Raw genomic sequence first — 22389 nt, 5'->3', positions numbered from 1 at the left:
TCACTTGTATCGGATTGAAGGATTGATGACCGCGTACAGCATGTCCACCAACAGGTTAATCAAGATGAATTCCAGCGAGAAAAGCAGCACTTCGGCCTGGATCACCGGATAGTCACGCATTTCGACAGAATCAATCAGCAGCCGTCCGAGACCCGGCCAGTTGAAGACTTTCTCCACCACAATCGAACCGCCCAGCAGGAAGCCAAACTGTAGCCCCATCATGGTCACGACCGGGATCATGGCATTGCGCAGGCCATGTTTGACTACCACCCAAAACTCATGCACGCCTTTGGCCCGCGCGGTACGCATGTAATCTTCCTGCATGACTTCCACAAACGACGCACGGGTGAAGCGCGCCATGATGGCCGCCACCGCTGCGCCAAGCGTTATGGAAGGCAGAATGTAGTGTTGCCAGCTATCAGCGCCGATGGTCGGCAACCAGCCAAGCTCCACCGAGAAGACCTGCATCAGCAACATGCCGAGGGCGAAAGCCGGGAAAGAGATGCCTGAAACGGCCAGTGCCATTCCCAGACGGTCGGGCCAGCGGTTACGCCAGACGGCGGACACCACGCCAATGATCAGACCAAAAATGACCGACCACACCATGCTGGTCAGCGTCAGCCACAGGGTCGGCAGAAAACGGGAGCCGATCTCTTCCATTACCGGACGCTTCGAGACCATCGAGTGGCCGAAGTCGCCCTGCAATGCGTTGGCAAAGAAGGTGAAAAATTGCTGGTAGAGCGGTTTGTCGAGACCGAGATCTTTTCGCACCAGTTCGACCACGCTTTGATCGGCATCCTGCCCTGCCATCAGCCGCGCTGGGTCACCCGGCAGCAGATGGACAAACAGGAATACCAGCACCGCGACAATCAGCAGCGTCGGGATAAGGCCAAGTAATCGTTTTAAAAAATAATTCAGCATGGCAAATCAAATACGTTCATTGGTTAACCCGAGATATACGGGGTTAACACGGCGTGAGGCATCCCTGCGGGAGCCCCATCGCCGTGCTTCCCCTAAAATGAAACGTTACAGAAGTCTGTGATACTTATTTCACGTCGGCATTATCAAAGTTAAACGACGTGTCTGGCATCACGTAGAAACCGGTCAGGCGTTTATTGTTGGCAGACACCAGACGTTCAGTCACGAGGAATGCCCAAGGTGCGTCAGCCCAGATACGGTTCTGTGCGTCTTCATACAGTTTGGCTTTCTCGGTTTTATCCGTGGTTTTCAGCGCATCAGCCAGATCTTTATCCACCTGCGGGTTGCTGTAGAACGCGGTATTAAACTGTTTTGGTGGCGCTGACTGGGTGGCGAACAGCGGCGTTAACGCCCAATCCGCTTCGCCGGTAGACGCTGACCAGCCGGTGTAGAACATACGCAGACCGGACTCTTTCTGGCCCACATTTTCTACCTGAGCGGCGCGCTGTGCAGCGTCCATGGCGGTCACGGTCACTTTGATACCTACCTGCGCCAGCTGCTGCTGAGCAAACTGAATCACTTTCTGCGCGGTGCTGCTGTTATGCGATGACCACAGCGTGGTGGTGAAACCGTTCGGATAACCTGCTTCTTTCAGCAGTTCTTTGGCTTTGGCCGGGTCATAAGGCCAGGGTTTGAATTTCGCGGCATATTCGATGCCCTGCGGCAGCGGGCCTTCAGATGGTACAGCATAACCGGCGAACGCCACTTTGATCAGCGCATCCTTGTTGATGGCGTAGTTGATCGCCTGACGCACTTTCAGGTTATCAAACGGCTTTTGCGTCACGTTAAAGCTGATGTAACGGTGCAGGATGGAAGGGGCAGCCACCAGATCCAGTTTGCTGTTTTTCTCCAGCAATGCAGCCTGCTCGTAAGGTACCGGGAAAGCAAAATCGGCTTCGCCGGTTTGCAGCATGGCGGCACGGGTGTTGTTATCCACCACCGGACGGAAGGTAATGGTGTCGAGTTTCGGTTCACCTTTTTTCCAGTAACCGTCGAATTTCTTCACTTTGACAAAATCGGTCTGGTTCCACTGGTCAAGCACGTACGGGCCGGTACCCACCGGGTGGAAGCCGATATCTTTGCCATATTTGGCCAGCGCGGCCGGGGAGATCATCACCGCCGACGGGTGCGCCAGATTGTTGATGAAGGCGGAGAATGGCGTTTTCAGGGTAATTTTCACCGTGTTCGCATCAACGACTTCAGTCTTATCAATGTTTTTAAACAGGTTGTAGCGTTTGAGATGGCTGTCAGGATTGCTGGCGCGGTCAAGGTTCACTTTGACCGCCGCGGCGTTAAAATCGGTACCGTCGGAGAATTTCACGCCCGGATGCAATTTGATGGTGTAAACCAGCCCGTCTTTGCTGACGGTGTAGCTTTCAGCCAGCACGTTAACCAGTTTGATGTTCTTGTCAAAGCCAAACAGGCCCTGATAGAACGACTTCGCGACCGCCTGTGACAGCGTGTCATTGGCGTCATACGGGTCGAGTGAGGTGAAGTTTGACCCCACGGCGATGGTAACGTCTTTTGCCGCCCAGGCGGAACCGGAGGCCAGTCCGCCAGCGATGGCGACAGCGAGGATGGCTGCGCGCAGCCCTGTCTTACCCTTCAAAGTCTGAATCATGTTGGTTCCTTATATTTTTAGTAGTCTGTCTGAAAGTTGCTACCCGTTTTCTTGTACCTGAATCAATAAAGCCCGCCGACCAGATGCCGCGCCACAAAATGCCCTTCGGCCACCTGCACCAGCGGAGCCACGGTCGGTTCGTCATGCAACGCGCGAATGGGACTCGGGATATCATCCACCAGCAGCGTCTGTTCTTTACGGCGATGGGCCGGATCCGCGACCGGTACGGCAGCCATCAGTTTGCGCGTGTAGGCATGTTGAGGATGCTCAAACACCGCGCGACGCGGACCGATCTCCACAATCTGCCCGAGATACATCACCGCCACGCGATGGCTGATACGCTCCACCACCGCCATATCGTGGGAGATAAACAGGAACGCGATACCGAATTCGCGCTGTAAATCCATCAGCAGATTGACGATCTGCGCCTGAATCGAGACATCCAGCGCCGAGACGGATTCATCAGCGATCACCACTTTCGGGTTGAGCGCCAGCGCGCGGGCGATACAAATACGTTGCCGCTGCCCGCCGGAAAACTCGTGCGGATAACGCTGGGCGTGTTCTGGCAGCAAACCGACTTTCTCCAGCAGCCATGCGACTCTGGACTCCGCCTCCTTACCGCGCGCGACGTTGTGCACCAGCAGCGGCTCCATAATGGAGTAGCCAACCGTCAGGCGCGGATCGAGCGAGGCGTAGGGATCTTGAAAGATAAATTGTATGTCACGGCGCAAATGTTGCAGCGCCGGACCTTTGAGATCGGTAATAACCTGACCGTTAAAGGTAATACTGCCGCCCTGACTTTCCACCAGCCGCAGCAACGAGCGCCCGGTGGTGGATTTGCCGCAGCCGGACTCGCCCACCAGCGCCAGCGTTTCGCCGGGGTAGAGATCAAAACTGACTTTCTCAACCGCATGTACCTGACGGGTAACGCGGTTAAGAATGCCGCTGCGCAGGTCAAAACGGGTCACCAGATCGCGCACCTGTAGCACGGGTGGCGCACCGGGAGTCAACGTATTTTGGGTCAGATCGCTGGCGGAACCGGTCAGGGTTTCGTCGTGATGCAACAACGGGAAGCGCGCAGGCAAGGCTTTGCCGGTCATCGAACCGAGTTTCGGCACGGCGGCCAGCAGCGCTTTGGTATAGACATGCTGCGGCGCACTGAAAATGGTGCCCACCTCACCCACTTCCACTTTATTGCCCTGATACATCACCAGCACGCGGTCGGCAATTTCGGCCACCACGCCCATATCGTGGGTGATGAAAATCACCCCCATGTTCATCTCTTTTTGCAACACGCGGATGAGTTGCAGGATCTGCGCCTGAATCGTGACGTCCAGCGCCGTGGTCGGTTCATCGGCAATCAGTAGCGCCGGTTTGCATGACAGCGCCATGGCGATCATCACCCGCTGGCGCATCCCACCGGAGAGCTGATGCGGGTAGCTGTCGAGAATATTTCGCGCTTCGGGAATCCGGACTAAATCAAGCATTCGCAACGCTTCAGCGCGTGCCGTGCGGTGATCTTTGCCCTGATGCAGACGGATAGATTCCGCAATCTGCTCACCGACCGGAAACACCGGGTTGAGCGAGGTCATCGGCTCCTGAAAGATCATCGCCATATCGGCACCGCGCAGGGAACGCATCGCCGACTGCGGGGCACAGCTGATGTCCACCACTTCGCCGTTACGACGGCGAAATTGCACGTCGCCCTGAGTTATCTGGCCGCCGCCCTGTTCCACCAGTCGCATCAGCGCCAGCGAAGTGACGGATTTTCCAGAGCCGGACTCGCCGACAATCGCCAGCGTTTCGCCACGGCTCACCTCAAAGCTCAGCCCGCGAACCGCTTCGATCGCCTGACCTTCGTGTTCAAACCGCACGCTGAGATTGCGCGCCGCCAGTACCTGATTATCGGGAAGAATCAAAGGAGAGCTGCTCACCGGTAAATCGCCACCTGCGGTGCCTCACCGGCGTAGCCCACGCCGCGATACATGCCTTCGCTGTTAAAAGGCAGTGCCACGTTGCCCTGATGGTCAATGGCAATCAGACCGCCGGAGCCGCCAAGCGCCACCAGTTTATCCATCACGACGTTATCGCTGGCCTGTTGCAGGGTCAGCCCGGCGTAATCCATCTGCGCCGCGACGTCATAGGCGGCCAGCGTGCGCATAAACACTTCGCCGGTCCCGGTGCAGGAGACAGCAACGGTGCGGTTGTTCGCATAACAGCCGGCGCCAATAATCGGTGAGTCACCGACGCGCCCGGCCTGTTTGTTGGTCATTCCGCCGGTAGACGTTGCCGCCGCGAGATTGCCCGCCGCGTCAATAGCGACGGCCCCCACGGTGCCAAATTTGCGATCGGCATCGAGCGGATCATCAGAGCCGTGCGCATGCAGACCGGCACCGTCGTGATCGAGCACCACACCGCTTTCGCTGGCGATGGCACGTTGTAATTGTTCGAACCGTTCCTGAGTATAGAAGTAGTCCGCACCGACGATCTCCTGCCCGTGTTCGCGGGCAAAGTTCTCAGCACCCGCGCCGGTAAACATCACGTGCGGGCTGAGTTCCAGCACTTTGCGCGCCGTCAGAATCGGGTTGCGGATATGGTTCACGCAGCTGATAGCGCCGGCATCCAGCGTGCTGCCATCCATAATGCTGGCATCAAGTTCATGGGTCCCCTGATGGGTAAAAACCGCGCCCTTGCCGGCATTGAATAACGGACACTCTTCCAGCAGGCGCACCGCCTCGGTCACGGCGTCTAGCGCGCTGCCACCGGCGGCCAAAATGGCCTGCCCGCTGGCGATGATATCTTCCAGCGCCTGTAAATAATCTCGCTCTTTTTCGGCACTCATGGCCGCACGGGTGATTGCCCCGGCACCACCATGAATAGCAATAACCGGACGCTTCTTATCCGAAACGGAAGCCGCTGAATCAGCAGTAGGAGAACTCATTGGCGCTGCACCCTGTGTTGTTATATAGATGTTGACCTCTACCCAAAATCATTCGAATTACAGGAAGGCGGCAAACGCGCGAATCCTGATGAGCTTACGCCTGTAAGTGATTCGGGTGAGCAAGAGCAGACAACGCACCTGTAGTTTGAAGGATGACGGGTATATTTTGACTATATTTAGCCCGCTACAGTATGTAAAGCAGAAATGTATAACCACAAAAAATGGGCTAATTACTTAGAATATTTAGGAAAATTAAATAAGGGGAAGGTATAAACACGCGAGACAAACCTCTAAATAACAGGAATAATAAACGTCCTAACGGTGGGTAAAGCATCTCTGGCAAGGCTTCCCACGTTTTTTTTATTTTTACTTTTACTCACCCGATACCATCCGGCTTTTGGGATGACGGGGACTTTTAGGAATGACAATGGATACTGTTTATAACCGCCGGCGCATCAATGTGATCTCCTGGCTGAGCTACTTCTTTACCGGCGGACTGGTTTCTACCCTGGGTATTGTTATCGGACCCGTCGCGACGGCATTTAACAAAGACCCTGCCTTTATCGGCCTCATGTTTTCACTGATGAACATCGGCCTGTTCCTGCCGATCATGATCAGTGGCATCCTGATGCGTAAGTTTGATTTGGGCAAACAGCTAATCACCGGCTCGGTCATTTCTGTCCTGACCTGTATCGCCCTGTTCCTGATGCCGTCGATCACGCTGTTTGGTATTGGCGTGTTCCTGATTGGTGCCACCGCGGGCCTGATGATGTCTATCGGCAGCTATCTGGTTGTGCGTATTAATGATGACCCGAAAAAGCGCTCGGCGAATCTCATCTTCACCGACTTCTTCTTCGCACTGTCCGGGATGACGCTCTCCCTGGTGCTGGGCTTCCTGTTCAAACATGGCGCAAGCTGGTTGGCGATGTACGGCATCATGGGGACACTGAGCCTGCTGATGATCCTCCTGTGCGTCGGGCAGAAATTCCCGTCCGTGCCGCAACCGGAGAAAGTCGCCAAAAGCGATCGCGTGGCCAAAGAGCCGTGGGGCATTGCCGCCTACGTGCTTTGTTTCGCCCTGTTTGCCTTCGTGTTCAGCGAACTGGTCTTCACCCTGTGGATGCCAAGCTGGTTGCTGGAACATTTCGGGCTGGATGCTGACCGCGCTGCGTTCTACATCACCATTTACTGGACGGTAAAAGCGATTGGTCTGTTCCTGAACCAGTTCACCGTGCGCTTTGTCAAACTGCGCACCTTCCTGCTGGTCTCTGCCGTGGTAGGCTTTATCAGCCTGAGCATTGTGACCCACAGCGAATCCACCTCGTTGGTGCTGATTGCCGTCGGCGTCTTCGGCTTCTGTAACTCAGGGATGTTCTCCGGTCTGATGAGCTACGGCAGCTTGCAGGTGAAGAAATCACCGCCAACGCTGACCTCAGCCTTGCTGACTACCGCCTCCGTCGGCACGCTGATTTTCGCTTCATTCTCTTCGTTTATTCACCGCGAATTCGGCCTATTCTGGGCCCTGAATATTGCCACCATCTCTTATGTGATGCTGGTGATTGCGGTCATTATTGCGGGCATTAAGAGCAAAGCAGAAAAAATTAATCACGACGTTTCCGCGCACTAATCAACAACGCGTAGTGATGTCTGAAAACAGCCGCCGGGCTCATCCCCGGCGGTTTTTTTATGCGCTTTTTCCACTCTCCAGCGTCGCCAGAAAACGCAGCGCCACGGGCGTGACCGTCTCGGTCTGATAAATTGCGTAGAGATCGGCGGGCAGACGTTCCTTCAGGGCGCAAAAACGTACACCCGGCCAGTGAATACGTGCATAGCTTTCCGGCAGCAGCGTGATGCCATAACCGTTAGCCACCAGAGCAAGTGCGGTCTGAGGTTCATTCACCTGATGCCTGACTTTCGGCAAAAAGCCGTGCTGACGACAGCGGGCATAAAGATAACTGCCAAGACTGGAGGCGTTCATCGGCATCAGGACGAAATCCTCATGCTCCAGTTCACTCAACCCGACGCTATTTTTCGCCGCCAGCGGATGCTGGTCTGGCAGCGCCAGCGCCACATTTTCATGTCCGAACAAGGTACTGACCATACCCGGCGGCAGCGCCGTATTGGCTTCACGCCAAATCCCAATATCAATACGGTTTTGCTGCAGCGCGTCAATCTGCTGCACCGGCGTCAGCTCAGTCAAAGACCAGCTGATCTCAGGTGCACCGGCAGCAAAGGTATTCAGCGCAGGCAGCAGCGATCCCCAGACGGCGGTCCCTACCGTGCCAAACTGAATATGCCCCACTTCACCGCGACCAATTTTGCGGACGTGATGCAGTGAACGGTTAATGCCATCGAGCATCAGCCCTGCCTCGCGCATCAGCGCCGCACCGGCGGGCGTCAGCGAAACCGACCGCGTGGTGCGGTTAAACAGCGGGGTGCCGAGCAGTAACTCCAGCTCTTTGATGTGCAAGCTGAGCGGTGGCTGCGACATGTTCAGGCGCACCGCCGCTTTACTGAAATTCAGCTCTTCGGCCACTACGCGGAAATAGTGCAGCAGCCGCAGGTTGATCTGCCCCAGATCAAAGGGGGAATCGGTAAAAGGTTTGGTCATCAACAAGTTTCTCGGCAGGCTGGCGGATTTATAGGCTTTACCTATAAATAGTGTCAAATAACGGTATTAGACGTGATATGCCGCTCACCCTAGCATTGGCAGTAACCCAACCCTACTGACAATTGCGAGAGAAGTGATCATGCTCAATAACTCAAATATCAATAATCATGCCTTTGACTGCGCCGCATTAATCCGTCAACGTGCGCCCGGCTTTATCCCGCACGCGGCGCTGATCCTCGGATCCGGCCTTGGCGCATTGTGTGACGCCATGACCGATGCCATCGCCATTCCCTATCACGAATTGCCTGGCTTCCCGCAAAGCAGCGTCGTCGGCCACGCCGGTGAACTGGTGCTGGGTAAACTTGAAGGCGTACCGGTGATGTGCATGAAAGGCCGCGGGCATTTCTACGAAGGCCACGGCATGTCCGTGATGACCAGCGCTGTGCGCACTTTTAAATTGCTTGGCTGCGAGTTTTTACTGGCGACCAATGCCGCCGGTTCATTGCGTAAAGAAGTGGCACCGGGGCGTCTGGTGGCACTGACCGATCACATCAACTTTATGCCTGAATCCCCGCTGGTTGGCCCGAACGATGAACGCTTTGGCCCGCGCTTCTTCAGCCTCGCCAATGCTTACGACAAAGACTTGCGTGCGCAGTTGCATCAGGTCGCTGGCACGCTGGACATCGATGTCGCAGAAGGCGTTTTTGCCTCCTACACCGGCCCGAATTTTGAAACTCCGGCGGAGATCCGCATGATGCAAACCCTCGGCTGCGACGTGGTGGGAATGTCGGTCGTGCCGGAAGTGATTTCTGCGCGCCATTGTGGCCTGAAAGTGCTGGCCGTCTCGGCCATGACCAACTACGCCGAAGGATTGTCAGACACCGTGCTGTCACACGAACAGACCCTGAAATGCGCCGCACTGGCCGCCGGTGATTTCACCCGCCTGATCCGCGCCTTCTTCGCCGCCATCGCCCGCGCAGAAAAATAAGGAGTTCGTCATGGAACAGACCTTCAACCGCCGGCGGATCAATATGATCTCCTGGCTGAGCTACTTCTTTACCGGTGCGCTGGTTTCCACTCTCGGCATTGTTATTGGCCCGGTGTCTGAAGCTTTTGGCAAAGATCCCGGTTTTATCGGCCAGATGTTTACCCTGATGAATATCGGTCTGTTTCTGCCGATCATGGTCAGCGGCCTGCTGATGCGCAAATTCAATCTCGGCAAGCAGCTGATCACCGGTTCCACCGTATCGGTACTGACCTGCATCGCGCTGTTTCTGATGCCGTCGATCACCATGTTCGGCATCGGTGTGTTTCTGATTGGCGCGGCGTCCGGCATCATGATGTCCATCGGCAGCTATCTGGTGGTACGTATTAATGAAGATCCGAAAAAGCGCTCGGCAAACTTAATCCTGACGGACTTCTTCTTTGCGCTGGCCGGTGTAGTGCTCTCGCTGCTGCTTGGGTATTTGTTCCAACACGGGGCAAGCTGGCTGGCGATGTACGGCGTGATGGCAGTGCTGAGCCTGATGATGATCGTGTTGTGTGTCGGGCAGAAATTCCCGTCCATTCCGCAGGCGTCTGAAGCCTCTTCGACGCAGGCCAACCAGCAACGCTGGGGAATGTCAGTCTGGGTGCTCTGTTTCGCGCTGTTTGCTTTCTTGCTGGCCGAACCGATTTTCACTATGTGGTTACCAAGCTGGCTGAAAGAGCATTTCGGCATGGCTGCTGACCGCGCGGCGTTTTACATCACCACCTACTGGACGGTGAAATCTATTGGCCTGTTTGTGAATCAGTTCACCGTACGTTTCATCAAACTGCGCACCTATTTGCTGATCTCCACGGTGGTCGGTCTGGCGTGTCTGGCCGTGGCAGCCAACAGCAACCAGCCGGGACTGATTCTGATTTGTGCCGGTCTGTTTGGTTTCTGTAACTCAGGTCTGTTCTCTGGGATCATGAGCTATGGCAGCCTGCAAGTGCGCAACTCACCGCCAACGCTGACCTCGGCGCTGCTGACTATCGGCACCATCGGCACGCTGATTTTCTCCACCCTGTCATCACTGGTTTACAGCCACTACGGCTTGTTCTGGGCACTGAACACCGCAACGGTCTCCTACGTATTCCTGCTGGTCGCGCTGATTTTGGCCTGCGTCAACAGCAAGGCGGAAGGGTTTGAGCAACAGCCTGCGCATTAAAAGCTGAGTAAAAGTGAGAAGTTCACAAGAGAGAGGCTTTAAACTGCCTCTCTCCTTATTTCCTCAAATTTCAAACGTTTCCCGTCAAAATAGCCAGCAGACCAATACCGTTAATCAGCATATGCAAAGTCACAGGCAGTAGCAGCCCATTACTTTTTATCCGCGCGTAAGCCAACAAAACACCGCTCATAAAAAGACTTACGAAAGAGATCGGATCGGTATATTGCCAGTGCACCATCGCGAATAGCCCAGCGCTAATAGCGATGCCAATTTTGGCCACATTACCGCCCCACAACAAAAATGCCTGTAACAGGAAACCCCGAAAAACAATTTCCTCACCAATCGGCGCAATGACCAGCAGAGTCAAAATGCGGGTCATATCAGCTGTGGATGAATAATTTAAAAATCCTGAGACCCAGGCCTCGGGCGGTGCAAAAAATGGTGTAATACAAGTCAGCCCGACAATCGCCAATCCAAAGTGTAAAAACATGCCGCGATCTGGCGAACCGACGTGTACATCCAGGCCAAGTTGTCGGTATCGCAGTAATAAATAGCCCATCAACAAGGTTTCAATCACATGGAATACAAATACATCGTAGCCATTTTCGATCAGTAATTTGGCGGCTGGAAACAAAGCGACGGCAAACGACACCATAAACCATAAGAAAAACAAACCCAGACAAATTAATGAATTACCGAGTTTATCTTGTGAATCATCCATGAAAAATTTCCCATCTATAAGGTGACGAATAATGTGACGAAGATTTTATCTGTATCTGACAAGTTTGTTTCATCAATTTTCTGCGGACATGAAAAAAGGGAAGACAGCGATGTCTTCCCTTTTGCATTCTTAAATCCTGCGAAATGAATTACAGCTGCGGGGCGCGCTGCAAACTGTTCATCCAGCCGGTGACGGGTTGCTGAATCAGACGACGAGCACGGCCGTGGCGGCGCAAAATCAGCCCCTGATCCTGCATCTCGCTGAGGTCGCGACGGATAGTTTCCAGGCTCACTTCCAGCCACTGCGCCAGTTCACTGACCTGTACCACTTCATGCTGGTCCACCAACCGGAGAATGGCTTGATGGCGGTTTCTTTTCATCACGATGCAACTCCCGTTGGCGCTCGACATTTATTTGTGAACCAAGTCACATAACTGGCGGTAATCATACGCAGGTTTTCAGCTTAGTTTTGGGATCGATCTCAATTTTTGGGAAAAAGCTGTCGTTTTTTGCATCGGCAGTTTTTGGTCAGCGCGATTTCTCAGCCACTCTTTACTCTGACATAATAGCGGAATGTTTTTTGCCACACTTCACTGCCGCCAGTCGTGCAGGGCACTACAAGGAATTTAAAGATGGAATTCAATACCGCCGGTTTGATCTCATTGCAGGACGCGCTGGATAAAATGCGCGCCCATACTCCCGCTAAAACAGACAAAGACGTTGAGTCCGTGCCGCTGGCCGCCGCCGCCGGGCGTATCACCGCCGCACCGGTGCGTTCACCCGTGTTTGTGCCGCCGTTTGATAACTCGGCGATGGACGGTTATGCCCTGCGCACCGCCGACCTGCACGACGGCGCTGTGCTGCCGGTAGCAGGTAAAGCCTTCGCCGGTGCGCCTTTCCACGGTGAATGGCCAGCCGGAAGCTGTATCCGCATTATGACCGGCGCACCGGTGCCTGCGGGCGCAGATGCGGTGATCATGCAGGAGCAGACCGAAGTGACAGAAGCGGGCGTGCGGTTAACCGCCGCCGTGCAAAAAGGTCAAAACATCCGCCTCATCGGCGATGACATCAAACAGGGCGACAGCGTGCTGGCACAAGGCGTGCGTCTTGGCGCTGCCGAATTACCCCTGCTGGCTTCGCTCGGCGTGGAGCACGTTGAGGTATTCAAACCGCTGAAGGTGGCGATTTTCTCCACCGGAGACGAACTGCAACCGGTCGGCACGCCGCTACAAGAAGGCCAGATTTATGATACCAACCGTTTTGCCGTGCGCCTGATGCTCGAGCAGATTGGTTGTACGGTGCTGGATTTAGGCATCATCCGCGATGACCAGCAGGCACTGCGTGAAGCCTTTGCACAGGCCAATGCCTTTGCTGATCTGGTGATCTCCAGTGGCGGTGTTTCGGTGGGCGAAGCGGATTACACCAAAAAGATGCTCGAGGAGCTGGGCGAAATTGGTTTCTGGAAACTGGCGATTAAACCGGGTAAGCCTTTCGCCTTCGGCAAGCTTAAAAAGGCCTGGTTCTGCGGCCTGCCGGGCAACCCGGTTTCCGCGGCCCTCACCTTCTATCAACTGGTGCAGCCGTTTATCGCCGGGCTGAGCGGCCATACGTCATGGTCAATGCCACCACGCCTGAAAGCCAGAGCTACCACGCCCTTTAATAAATCACCGGGGCGTCTGGAGTTCCAGCGCGGTATTTTCAGCACCAGCGCTGGCGGAGAACTGGAAGTCCGCACTACCGGCCATCAGGGCTCGCACGTCTTCAGCTCATTTAGCCAGGCCAACTGCTTTGTGGTGCTGGAACGCGAACGTGACCGCGTGGCTGCCGGTGAGCTGGTGGACGTCGAACCTTTTAACGCTCTGCTGCGGGGCTGAAGATGACAACGCTGCCGGAACTGACCGACGCCGAAACCCTGCGCTATAACCGCCAGATCGTTCTGAAAGGTTTCGATTTCGACGGGCAGGAAAAACTGAAAGCCAGCCATGCACTGATTGTCGGACTCGGTGGTCTGGGCTGTGCGGCAGCGCAATATCTGGCCGCTGCCGGGGTAGGATCCCTGACCCTGCTGGATTTCGACACCGTGTCGCTGTCCAATTTGCAGCGCCAGACGCTGCATACTGACGCTCGCATCGGTATGACCAAAGTAGCCTCGGCACAACTGGCACTGGAAGCGATCAATCCGCACGTCGGCATCACGCAAATTGACCGCCAGCTCGATGATGTGGCGCTCGCCGTGATCGTCAGTCAGTGCGACGTGGTGCTGGACTGCACCGACAACGTCGCCACCCGCGACCAGCTTAACCGCGCCTGTTTTGCGTCAAAAACGCCGCTGGTTTCCGGCGCGGCTATCCGCATGGAGGGCCAGCTCAGCGTCTTCACCTATCAGCCCGACGAACCCTGCTATCGCTGCCTCAGCCGCCTGTTTGGTGAAAACGCCCTGACCTGCGTTGAAGCGGGCGTCATGGCACCGCTGGTCGGCACCATCGGCAGTTTGCAGGCGATGGAAGCGATCAAATTGCTGACAGAATTCGGACAAGTTCTGCGCAGCCGTTTACTGATGTTTGATGCAATGACAATGCAGTTTCGGGAAATGAAATTAATGAAAAATGCGGGCTGCGAGGTGTGTGGGAAATAACGAATCAAATGGAGATGGAACAGGGAAGATATGTTTATTTATCGTAAACGGAGTGCACTCCGCCGCCTACTAGATATTGATTTTGGCAAATGGTTAGCCATTGCCCCGATACTCATTACCCTCATTGTTTACGTGGCGATTTTGCTTTTTGCCGGTCGATTTCGTTTTACTGTTTTCGTATACAGATGGGTGCCAGAGTGGACAACGGCGCTTACCGCGGGAGTAATTGGTGGCCTGATCATTGCTGCTCTGATGATGCCGCAGATGAGACGTGAAAATAAACCCTGGTGGGAAATAATTAAAATATTCGGCTTTGGCGTGATGTTAATAGGCTTACCCGCCCTTTCATATTATGAGTATCTGGTTTGGTTTTTCCCCGAAAAGACAGTCAGTTACGTTACAGAATATGATGTGACTTTTCCCGGCCCTTCGAAAGGAAAACATGGTCATTGCGAGGCCGGGTTACTCATCAAAGATAAAACATTGGGACGCTGGGTAACGCTTTGTTCTTCAAAAGAATATTTACTCAAAGAACATAAACAAGGAATGGACGGAATCTATGTAGTTGAAAATGTCAGCCGTTATGGTGTCCGTCTAACACATACTGAATTCACTTGGCTCTAAAATAAAAAAAAACCGCCCCTATAAAATGAACTGATCCATAAAGTTGGACGGTTTATATCAGGCGGCAACTGAGCGAATCCCAGGTCACATAATAAGTATGTGACCTGGGTGAGCAAAAGCAATTAACGCCGCTATTGCATGAAGGATGACGCGGATTTAGCTATTGATGCCCTGACTACGTAGATAATCTTCGTAGTTACCGGAGAAGTCGATGACTCGGGTCGGGGTCATTTCGATGATACGGGTCGCCAGTGAACTCACAAATTCACGGTCGTGGGAGACGAAGATCAGCGTGCCTTCGTACATTTCCAGCGCCATGTTCAGCGACTCGATGGATTCCATATCAAGGTGGTTGGTTGGCTCATCCATGATCAGAATGTTAGGGCGCTGCATCATCAGTTTCCCGAACAGCATGCGGCCTTTCTCACCACCGGAAAGTACTTTCACTTTCTTCTTGATGTCGTCCTGACCGAACAGCAGACGGCCTAAAATGCCGCGCACCGCTTGTTCGTCGTCTTTCTCGGACTTCCACTGGCTCATCCAGTCGAATACGTTCAGAGAGTCATCGAATTCATATTCGTGATCCTGCGCGTAGTAACCGATTTTGGCGTTTTCAGACCATTTCACCGAACCGCTTTCTGGCTCATGCTCACCCACCAGCGTTTTCAGTAAGGTGGTTTTACCGATACCGTTGGCGCCCAGAATGGCAATTTTCTCACCGACTTCCAGCATCAGGCCAAGGTTTTTAAACAGCGGACCGTTATCAAAACCTTTGGTGATTTTTTCAACTTCCAGCGCATTACGGAACAGTTTTTTGTCCTGCTCAAAACGCATGTATGGGTTCTGACGGCTGGACGCTTTGATTTCGTCGAGCTGAATTTTGTCAATCTGACGGGCACGGGAGGTCGCCTGTTTAGATTTGGAAGCGTTGGCGCTAAAGCGGCTAACGAAGGATTGCAGTTCAGCAATCTGCGCTTTTTTCTTGGCGTTATTGGCGCTCAGAAGTTCACGGGCCTGCGTGGCCGCCGTCATGTATTCGTCATAGTTGCCCGGATACACGCGCAGCTCGCCGTAGTCCAGATCCGCCATGTGCGTACAGACCATGTTCAGGAAGTGACGGTCATGCGAAATGATGATCATGGTGCTGTTACGTTCGTTCAGCACCTGCTCCAGCCAGCGAATAGTATCGATGTCCAGGTTGTTCGTTGGTTCGTCAAGCAGCAGAATTTCCGGATCAGAGAACAGCGCCTGCGCCAGCAATACGCGCAGTTTAAAGCCCGGTGCGATTTCGCTCATCAGGCCGTAGTGTTGTTCTACGGGAATGCCAACGCCGAGCAGCAGTTCGCCCGCGCGTGATTCCGCACTGTAGCCGTCCATTTCGCCGTATTCGACTTCCAGATCGGCCACTTTATAGCCGTCTGCTTCGCTCATTTCCGCCATCGCGTAAATGCGGTCGCGCTCTTCTTTTACGGCCCACAGTTCGTTATGGCCCATGATCACGGTGTCGAGCACGGTGAACTGTTCGAAGGCGAACTGATCCTGGCGTAGTTTGCCCAGACGCTCGTTCGGGTCGAGTACCACGTTACCGCCGGACGGCACTAAATCGCCACCGAGGATCTTCATGAAAGTGGATTTGCCGCAACCGTTAGCGCCGATCAAACCGTAACGGTTACCGCCGCCAAATTTCACGTTAATATTTTCGAATAACGGCTTGCTGCCGAATTGCATGGTGATGTTGTAAGTACTTAACACAACGCTCGCTCTTAATTAGGAATGTGATTTGGCGCGCATTATGCCACAACGGCGCAAGGAGATCGCCTGTTGGGATGGTTGTTTTTCAGGCGGACCTCCTCACATCGGTAACTTTTTGTTAATTTTGACCGGATGTTAATTTCGCGGCTTTGCATTACACTGCCGGCCATGAAAAAAATCCGTCTGTTGATCCTGCTCATTCTTAGCATCACGCTGCCTTCTTTAGGGCTGGCGTCGGTGAATTTGATTGCGCAGTGTTCCGCGATGACGGAAATGACCACCAGCGAGCAGGCAGCGATGCCGGGTATGTCGACGATGGCCGACTCCCCTGATGACTGCATGACGCAAAAAAGTGACATGTCGTCGAAAGGCAAGCAGCAAGGCGGGCAAAGCTGTAAGTTTGGCGCCAACTGTAATCTCAGCACAATTTTGACCTCTTTCGTTCCCCTGACGTTATCTTCCCCTTATCACGACAACGCGTTACCGACACCTGAAACTCCGTTTTCTCCGGCCCTTGAAGGCCAGTGGCGCCCTCCACGGTTCATCTGATTCTTATCGATAGCTAACGCCGTTCAGCCTGTGGCTGGCGGAATAAGGTATGCCTTTTGGCGTGCCGTTACTTTCATGGAATCAATACGATGTCCTTTAAATCGTTCTTTTTTCCTGTGCAGCTTTTGCTCGCAGGAATACCTTCACTCGCCCATGCCGCGCCGCTGACCTTCAGCTATGCGGTCAGCAGCGCGTTGCAACAATCTCCCGAGTTATCCGCCAGCCAGACGGGTATTCATTCTGCACAGGCGGCGGCTATTCCCGCTGGCGCATTACCTGACCCTAAACTCATTGCCGGGCTCGACAACTTCCCGGTCTCCGGCCCCATGGCGAATTCACTGACCGAAGAGTCGATGACCATGGAGAAAATCGGCCTGATGCAGGAATTTCCTAATTCAGCCAAGCGCGATGCCCGTGAGGACGTGGCGAACGCGCAGGTCGGGCAGGCCGGTTCACAACACCGTATTTTACAAACTGATGTGGCGCAGGGTGCCGCTGTGGCCTGGCTCAGCCGTTATTATCTTGAACAGCAGCTTGGCCTGCTGCATCAGCTGGAGCAGGAGAATGGCTTGCTGGGGAAAACCTTACAGGCCCAGATCGTATCAGGGCGGACCCCGCTTGCTGATTCGCTCAATGCGGATGAAAAACAGGCCGAACTGGCCGATCGTGAAGACCAGCTTCAGCGCGAGCTGCGCAACGCCACGGCGAATCTCAGCCGTTATATCGGTGCTGACGCGCAACAACCGTTAGCCGGCAGCGCCCCAGACTTACCGGTCGAGGCGGCGACCTATCTTAAAATCCTGCATAAAACCCCAAAAATTCAGGCCTATAACAACGAGACGGAAAAAGCGCGGGCTGAATTGCGAGCAGCACAGGCAGAGAAAATCCCTGACTGGAGCGTCGAACTGGACTACCAGCGGCGCGACCCGCAATTCGGCAATATGGTGTCGGTGCAATTTACCGTCGGTCTGCCGGTGTTTGCGGCCAGCCGTCAGGACCCGGTTATTGCCGCCAAAACCCTCGATCTGACGCAAGTGGGTGAATTACGGGATGCTGCTATCCGTCAACAAACCAATCAGCTCAATAACGATCTCGCCGATTACACCACCCTCACCCGCCAGATAGAACGCATCGACCAAAGCTGGCTGCCGCTGGCCCGTCAAAAGGTCACGCTTTTGAACGCCAGTTATTCGCGTGGCACCGGCGAGGGTGCCGCCCTGATTAACGCCCGCAGCGCCGAGCTAGAGCAGCAACTGCGCAAAGTCGGGCTACAAAGCCAGCGCGCGCAACTGGCTGCCAACCTCTATTACGCCTTTGCAGGAGTTCAACCATGAAACGCACATCTTTTTCGCTGGCGCCGCTGGCCGTGGTCTGCATTACTGCGGGTCTTGCAACTGGCAGTGCCGCCGGTTTCTGGTACGGCAAAACGCAGGCTGCCGAGACGCAGGAGGCGTCCGTCAAAGACACCGTGCCGGCTGAAAGTAAACCCCTCTACTGGTATGACCCGATGGCACCGGCCCAGCATTTCGACAAGCCGGGAAAATCGCCCTTTATGGACATGCAGCTGATACCCAAATATGCCGAAGAAAAAACCGCGAATAACAGCGTGCGGATTGACTCAGGGGTGGTGCAAAATCTGGCTATCCGCTGGGTGAAAGCCACCACCGGACACGTCGATACCACGGTCAATGCGGTTGCCAACGTGGTGCTCAACGATCGTGACGTGGCGATTATTCAGGCGCGCAGTAACGGGTTTGTCCAGCACAGTTATCCGCTGGCGGCGGGCGATGTCGTGAAAGCCGGCGCGCCTCTGGTGGATTTGCTGATGCCTGACTGGGCGGGCGCGCAGGCCGAATATCTGGCCATGCGCAGCACCGGAGACAGCACGCTGGCCCGCGCGGCAAAACAGCGCCTGTTACTGCTCGGTATGCCGCCGTCGCTGATAAGTGAGGTCACACGCAGCGGTAAACCGCAGGAGGTCGTGACCCTGACCGCCCCTGTCGCGGGCGTCATTCAGTCACTCGACATTCGTCAGGGCATGGTGGTTTCCAGCGGCAATACGCTGGTGACACTCAACGGTATTGCCACTGTATGGCTGGACGTCGCCGTTCCCGAAGCGCAGGGCGCAAGCGTGCTCACCGGCCAGCCGGCGCAGATCACCTTCCCGGCGTACCCCGGAAAAACCTTCACCGGTAAGGTCAATGCTATTTTGCCGGTGGCCGACGCCGCCAGCCGCACGTTGAAAGTCAGGGTGGAACTGGCGAATCCTCAGCAACAGTTCAGGCCCGGCATGTTTGCCAATGTCGCGTTGCACAGCGGCGCGGCAACGGAATATCTCACCGTGCCAAGCGAAGCGGTGATCCGCACCGGGCTGCGCAATGTGGTGATCGTCAACGATGAAAATCAGCACTTTGCTCCGGTTGAGGTCAATCTCGGGCCGGAGTCTGCTGGTAAAACAGCAATTCTTTCCGGCCTGAAAGAAGGTCAGCAAGTGGTGGCCTCCGGCCAGTTCCTGATTGATTCAGAAGCCAGCCTGCAAGGCGTTCTCAGCAGAATGGATAACGCAAAAAATGAGGGGAACCAGCCATGATCGCGTTATTGATTCGCTGGTCGGTGGCCAACCGTGTTCTGGTCCTGATGGCGACGCTGTTTATCGCCGCCGCCGGTGTCTGGGCTATCAACACCACGCCGGTCGATGCCCTGCCCGACCTGTCAGATGTTCAGGTCATTGTCAGGACCAGCTACCCCGGTCAGGCACCGCAGCTGGTTGAAAATCAGGTCACTTATCCGCTGACCACCACCATGCTCTCGGTGCCCGGCGCGCAAACCGTGCGCGGGTACTCCTTCTTCGGCGACTCTTTTGTCTACGTCATCTTTAGAGAAGGCACCAACCTGTACTGGGCGCGTTCTCGGGTGCTGGAATATCTCAGTCAGGTGCAATCGCGTTTACCGCCCGGAGCAAAACCCGCTCTGGGGCCAGATGCGACGGGCGTTGGCTGGATTTATGAATATGCTCTGGTGGATAAAAGCGGAAAACACGATCTCAGCCAGCTGCGCAGTTTGCAGGATTGGTTCCTGCGCTTCGAACTGAAAAGCCTGCCGAATGTGGCCGAAGTCGCCAGCATTGGCGGCATGGTGAAGCAGTATCAGATTGTGCTCGACCCGGTAAAAATGGCGGCATATCGCCTGCCACAACAAACGGTGATCGCTGCCGTACAGCAGGCCAATCAGGAGGCCGGTGGGTCGGTAGTGGAACTGGCCGAAACGGATTATATGGTCAGGGCGTCCGGCTACCTGAAAACCCTTGATGATTTCCGGCTGATCCCGCTCGGCGTAGTGAATGGCATTGCGGTCACCTTAGGCGACGTTGCAACGGTGCAAGTTGGGCCGGAACTCCGTCAGGGCGTCGCGGAACTCAACGGTCAGGGGGAAACCGTCGGCGGCGTGATTATTCTGCGTTCCGGCGAAAATGCCCGCACGACGATTGCCAGCGTGAAACAGAAACTGCACGCGTTACAGCGCAACCTGCCCGACGGGGTGGAGATCGTACCGGTGTATGATCGCAGTAAGCTGATCGACCGTTCCATCGATAATCTCACCCACAAACTTATCGAAGAGTTTGTGGTGGTGTTGGTGGTGTGTGCGCTGTTCCTGTGGCATTTCCGCTCCGCGCTGGTGGCTATTATCTCCCTGCCACTTGGCATCATGATCGCCTTTATTCTGATGCGCATTCAGGGGATCAACGCCAATATGATGTCGCTGGCAGGGATTGCGATTGCCATCGGGGCGATGGTCGACGCCGCGATTGTGATGATCGAAAATGCTCATAAGAAAATAGAGCACTGGACGAGCGAACATCCCGGCGAGAAGCTTGAGGGGCAAGCGCATTGGGAGGTGATCACGCAGGCGGCAACTGAAGTCGGCCCCGCGCTGTTCTTCAGTTTACTGGTGATCACCCTGTCGTTTATCCCGGTCTTCACGCTCGAATCGCAGGAGGGCAAACTGTTTGGCCCACTGGCTTTCACCAAAACCTACGCTATGGCCGGCGCAGCCCTGCTGTCGGTGACGCTGATCCCGGTGCTGATGGGCTACTGGATACGCGGGAAAATCCCCGATGAGCGCCGCAACCCGATTAACCGCGGTCTGACAAAAGTCTACCGGCCGATGCTCGACTGGGTACTGGCCCGCCCTAAACTGACGGTGCTGCTGGCAGTTTTGGTTCTGCTGACCACGCTCTGGCCGCTCAGTCGTATCGGTTCGGAATTCATGCCTGCGATTGACGAAGGCGACCTGCTTTATATGCCCTCGGCCCTGCCGGGTCTGTCCGTCTCGAAGGCCGCCGAACTATTGCAACAAACGGATCGCTTAATTAAAACCGTGCCGGAAGTGCAAAGCGTCTTTGGCAAGGCGGGACGGGCTGAAAGTGCCACCGATCCGGCACCGGTCGAGATGTTTGAAACCACCCTTCAGTTCAAACCTCGCGACCAGTGGCGTCAGGGCATGACACCGGAAAAACTGGTGAAAGAGCTCGACCGCGTGGTGAAAGTGCCCGGTTTAGCCAACATCTGGGTGCCGCCGATCCGCAACCGTATCGACATGCTGGCGACCGGGATTAAAAGCCCGATTGGCGTGAAGATCTCCGGACCCACGCTGGACGTCATCGACAACACCGCACAGGCCATCGAAAAAATAGCGAAAACGGTACCCGGTGTCAGCTCGGCATTAGCTGAACGCTTAACCGGCGGCCACTATATTGATGTGGACATCAACCGGGCAGCCGCCAGCCGTTACGGACTGAATATTGCTGACGTACAGGCGATAGTCTCTTCGGCCATTGGCGGAGCAAACATCGGAGAAACCGTCGAGGGGCTGGCGCGTTATCCGATCAACCTGCGTTATCCGCGTGAAACCCGTGACTCGCTCGACGGGCTGCGCAACCTGCCGGTTTATACGCCATCCGGGCAGCAAATCACCCTGGGTACCGTGGCAACGCTCAACGTTAGCGAAGGCCCGCCGATGATCAAAACCGAAAACGCGCGACTTTCAGGGCTGGTTTATATCGACGCCAGTAACAGCGACGTCGCCAACGTGGTTGAGGCACTGCGTCTGGCGGTTAATCAGCAACTGCATCTCGCGCCGGGTGTCAGCATCGAGTACGCCGGGCAGTTTGAATACCTGCAACATGCGGTGGAGCGGCTGAAACTGGTGGTACCGGCAACGCTTGCGATCATCTTCTTCCTGCTCTATCTGCTCTTTCGTCGGGTAGAGGAAGCGGCGCTGATCATGCTGACGTTGCCCTTCGCCATGGTCGGCGGTATCTGGCTGCTCTATCTGCTGGGCTACAACCTGTCGATTGCCTCAGGCATTGGTTTTATCGCGCTGGCCGGGGTGTCTGCCGAGTTTGGCGTGATCATGCTGGTCTATCTGCGACAGGCCATGACGGCGCATAACCCCCGCAACCTGCCGCTGACACCGGCGGAAATGGATGTCGTCATTCGCGAAGGGGCGACCTTACGCGTCAGGCCGAAAGCCATGACGGTGGCGGTGATCCTGGCCGGACTGGTGCCGATTTTACTCAGCAGCGGCACCGGGTCAGAAGTGATGAGCCGCATCGCTGCGCCGATGGTCGGCGGCATGATAAGCGCCCCACTGCTCTCGATGTTTATCATTCCCGCGCTCTGGCGTTTACTGGCCGAACGCCAATTCTCTGTACGTAAATACTCAGCCTCTTTAGCGGCTTCCCGTTCTCATGACCTCAACAAGTGA

At 55.1% G+C, this 22389-nt stretch carries 18 protein-coding genes; 10 read left to right on the top strand and 8 right to left on the bottom strand.

The window, feature by feature from the left end; translation table 11 throughout:
- The 4 genes from gsiC to ACZRKO_RS03125 form a co-directional block, all read right to left on the bottom strand.
- The gene (gsiC, locus tag ACZRKO_RS03140) at nt 1–921 is read right to left on the bottom strand and encodes a glutathione ABC transporter permease GsiC (RefSeq protein ID WP_463735803.1); all 921 of its coding nucleotides are present in this window, start codon (nt 919–921) and stop codon (nt 1–3) included.
- 124 nt (nt 922–1045) lie between these two features.
- The gene (gsiB, locus tag ACZRKO_RS03135; RefSeq protein ID WP_463735802.1) at nt 1046–2599 is read right to left on the bottom strand and encodes a glutathione ABC transporter substrate-binding protein GsiB; all 1554 of its coding nucleotides are present in this window, start codon (nt 2597–2599) and stop codon (nt 1046–1048) included.
- 62 nt (nt 2600–2661) lie between these two features.
- Entirely contained in the window at nt 2662–4533 is a 1872-nt protein-coding gene (gene gsiA, locus ACZRKO_RS03130) for a glutathione ABC transporter ATP-binding protein GsiA (RefSeq protein WP_463735801.1), read from the bottom strand.
- A complete protein-coding gene (locus ACZRKO_RS03125) occupies nt 4530–5540 on the bottom strand; it encodes an isoaspartyl peptidase/L-asparaginase family protein (RefSeq protein WP_463735800.1) in 1011 nt (336 codons plus the stop codon). Before ACZRKO_RS03125 ends, gsiA begins: the two co-directional genes overlap by 4 nt.
- A gap of 427 nt (nt 5541–5967) precedes the next feature.
- On the opposite strand from ACZRKO_RS03125, the gene tsgA (ACZRKO_RS03120) reads away from it, so the two are divergent.
- Nucleotides 5968–7167 carry an MFS transporter TsgA gene (gene tsgA, locus ACZRKO_RS03120; RefSeq protein ID WP_140470241.1) on the top strand — a complete coding sequence of 400 codons (1200 nt, stop codon included), beginning with the start codon at nt 5968–5970 and terminating at the stop codon, nt 7165–7167.
- A 57-nt stretch (nt 7168–7224) separates the two neighbouring features.
- Here tsgA (ACZRKO_RS03120) and ACZRKO_RS03115 read toward each other — a convergent pair whose 3' ends face one another.
- Nucleotides 7225–8151 (bottom strand): LysR family transcriptional regulator, encoded by a 927-nt coding sequence (locus ACZRKO_RS03115; RefSeq protein WP_463735799.1) that lies wholly within the window; start codon nt 8149–8151, stop codon nt 7225–7227.
- A gap of 139 nt (nt 8152–8290) precedes the next feature.
- Between ACZRKO_RS03115 and xapA the strand changes: the two genes are divergently transcribed.
- Nucleotides 8291–9139, top strand: coding sequence for a xanthosine phosphorylase (gene xapA, locus ACZRKO_RS03110; RefSeq protein ID WP_463735798.1), 849 nt, complete (start codon nt 8291–8293; stop codon nt 9137–9139).
- Nucleotides 9140–9149: 10 nt separating this feature from the next.
- Nucleotides 9150–10343 carry an MFS transporter TsgA gene (tsgA, locus tag ACZRKO_RS03105; RefSeq protein WP_463735797.1) on the top strand — a complete coding sequence of 398 codons (1194 nt, stop codon included), beginning with the start codon at nt 9150–9152 and terminating at the stop codon, nt 10341–10343.
- A 70-nt stretch (nt 10344–10413) separates the two neighbouring features.
- Here the strand turns inward: tsgA (ACZRKO_RS03105) and ACZRKO_RS03100 are convergent, their stop codons facing one another.
- Nucleotides 10414–11064 (bottom strand): lysostaphin resistance A-like protein, encoded by a 651-nt coding sequence (locus ACZRKO_RS03100; RefSeq protein WP_463735796.1) that lies wholly within the window; start codon nt 11062–11064, stop codon nt 10414–10416.
- 148 nt (nt 11065–11212) lie between these two features.
- Nucleotides 11213–11443, bottom strand: a complete 231-nt coding sequence (locus ACZRKO_RS03095) for a DeoR family transcriptional regulator (protein WP_463737452.1) — start codon at nt 11441–11443, stop codon at nt 11213–11215.
- Nucleotides 11444–11695: 252 nt separating this feature from the next.
- On the opposite strand from ACZRKO_RS03095, the gene moeA reads away from it, so the two are divergent.
- Genes moeA through ACZRKO_RS03080 form a run of 3 tightly spaced genes read left to right on the top strand, consistent with a single transcriptional unit; the run spans nt 11696 to nt 14322 of the window.
- Nucleotides 11696–12937, top strand: a complete 1242-nt coding sequence (gene moeA, locus ACZRKO_RS03090) for a molybdopterin molybdotransferase MoeA (RefSeq protein ID WP_463735795.1) — start codon at nt 11696–11698, stop codon at nt 12935–12937.
- Nucleotides 12938–12939: 2 nt separating this feature from the next.
- On the top strand, nt 12940–13698 hold the full coding sequence (gene moeB, locus ACZRKO_RS03085) for a molybdopterin-synthase adenylyltransferase MoeB (protein WP_463735794.1): 759 nt from the start codon (nt 12940–12942) through the stop codon (nt 13696–13698).
- Nucleotides 13699–13728: 30 nt separating this feature from the next.
- On the top strand, nt 13729–14322 hold the full coding sequence (locus ACZRKO_RS03080; RefSeq protein ID WP_463735793.1) for a hypothetical protein: 594 nt from the start codon (nt 13729–13731) through the stop codon (nt 14320–14322).
- A gap of 156 nt (nt 14323–14478) precedes the next feature.
- Here the strand turns inward: ACZRKO_RS03080 and ACZRKO_RS03075 are convergent, their stop codons facing one another.
- Nucleotides 14479–16074: an ABC-F family ATPase gene (locus ACZRKO_RS03075; protein WP_463735792.1), complete on the bottom strand. Its 1596-nt coding sequence runs from the start codon at nt 16072–16074 to the stop codon at nt 14479–14481.
- A 168-nt stretch (nt 16075–16242) separates the two neighbouring features.
- On the opposite strand from ACZRKO_RS03075, the gene ACZRKO_RS03070 reads away from it, so the two are divergent.
- The 4 genes from ACZRKO_RS03070 to ACZRKO_RS03055 all read left to right on the top strand — a co-directional run bounded on the left by ACZRKO_RS03070 (nt 16243) and on the right by ACZRKO_RS03055 (nt 22389).
- Entirely contained in the window at nt 16243–16623 is a 381-nt protein-coding gene (locus ACZRKO_RS03070) for a hypothetical protein (RefSeq protein WP_463735791.1), read from the top strand.
- Between the two features lie 89 nt (nt 16624–16712).
- A complete protein-coding gene (locus tag ACZRKO_RS03065) occupies nt 16713–17957 on the top strand; it encodes a TolC family protein (protein ID WP_463735790.1) in 1245 nt (414 codons plus the stop codon).
- A complete protein-coding gene (locus tag ACZRKO_RS03060) occupies nt 17954–19213 on the top strand; it encodes an efflux RND transporter periplasmic adaptor subunit (RefSeq protein WP_463735789.1) in 1260 nt (419 codons plus the stop codon). Before ACZRKO_RS03065 ends, ACZRKO_RS03060 begins: the two co-directional genes overlap by 4 nt.
- Nucleotides 19210–22389, top strand: coding sequence for an efflux RND transporter permease subunit (locus tag ACZRKO_RS03055; RefSeq protein WP_463735788.1), 3180 nt, complete (start codon nt 19210–19212; stop codon nt 22387–22389). The genes ACZRKO_RS03060 and ACZRKO_RS03055 overlap by 4 nt, the downstream gene beginning before the upstream one ends.

The organism is Ewingella sp. C233 (assembly GCF_055407225.1).
Note: the sequence above shows the minus strand (reverse complement) of the source record. Positions and strands in the feature narration are given on the sequence as shown.

Excerpts from the sequence above, each read along its gene's own strand:
- xapA (WP_463735798.1), top strand. The coding sequence starts at position 8,291 with ATGCTCAATAACTCAAATATCAATAATCATGCCTTTGACTGCGCCGCA.
- gsiB (WP_463735802.1), bottom strand. The coding sequence starts at position 2,599 with ATGATTCAGACTTTGAAGGGTAAGACAGGGCTGCGCGCAGCCATCCTC.
- ACZRKO_RS03125 (WP_463735800.1), bottom strand. The coding sequence starts at position 5,540 with ATGAGTTCTCCTACTGCTGATTCAGCGGCTTCCGTTTCGGATAAGAAG.
- tsgA (WP_463735797.1), top strand. The coding sequence starts at position 9,150 with ATGGAACAGACCTTCAACCGCCGGCGGATCAATATGATCTCCTGGCTG.
- moeA (WP_463735795.1), top strand. The coding sequence starts at position 11,696 with ATGGAATTCAATACCGCCGGTTTGATCTCATTGCAGGACGCGCTGGAT.
- ACZRKO_RS03100 (WP_463735796.1), bottom strand. The coding sequence starts at position 11,064 with ATGGATGATTCACAAGATAAACTCGGTAATTCATTAATTTGTCTGGGT.
- ACZRKO_RS03095 (WP_463737452.1), bottom strand. The coding sequence starts at position 11,443 with ATGAAAAGAAACCGCCATCAAGCCATTCTCCGGTTGGTGGACCAGCAT.
- gsiC (WP_463735803.1), bottom strand. The coding sequence starts at position 921 with ATGCTGAATTATTTTTTAAAACGATTACTTGGCCTTATCCCGACGCTG.
- ACZRKO_RS03070 (WP_463735791.1), top strand. The coding sequence starts at position 16,243 with ATGAAAAAAATCCGTCTGTTGATCCTGCTCATTCTTAGCATCACGCTG.
- moeB (WP_463735794.1), top strand. The coding sequence starts at position 12,940 with ATGACAACGCTGCCGGAACTGACCGACGCCGAAACCCTGCGCTATAAC.
- ACZRKO_RS03065 (WP_463735790.1), top strand. The coding sequence starts at position 16,713 with ATGTCCTTTAAATCGTTCTTTTTTCCTGTGCAGCTTTTGCTCGCAGGA.
- ACZRKO_RS03055 (WP_463735788.1), top strand. The coding sequence starts at position 19,210 with ATGATCGCGTTATTGATTCGCTGGTCGGTGGCCAACCGTGTTCTGGTC.
- ACZRKO_RS03080 (WP_463735793.1), top strand. The coding sequence starts at position 13,729 with ATGTTTATTTATCGTAAACGGAGTGCACTCCGCCGCCTACTAGATATT.
- ACZRKO_RS03115 (WP_463735799.1), bottom strand. The coding sequence starts at position 8,151 with ATGACCAAACCTTTTACCGATTCCCCCTTTGATCTGGGGCAGATCAAC.
- ACZRKO_RS03060 (WP_463735789.1), top strand. The coding sequence starts at position 17,954 with ATGAAACGCACATCTTTTTCGCTGGCGCCGCTGGCCGTGGTCTGCATT.
- tsgA (WP_140470241.1), top strand. The coding sequence starts at position 5,968 with ATGGATACTGTTTATAACCGCCGGCGCATCAATGTGATCTCCTGGCTG.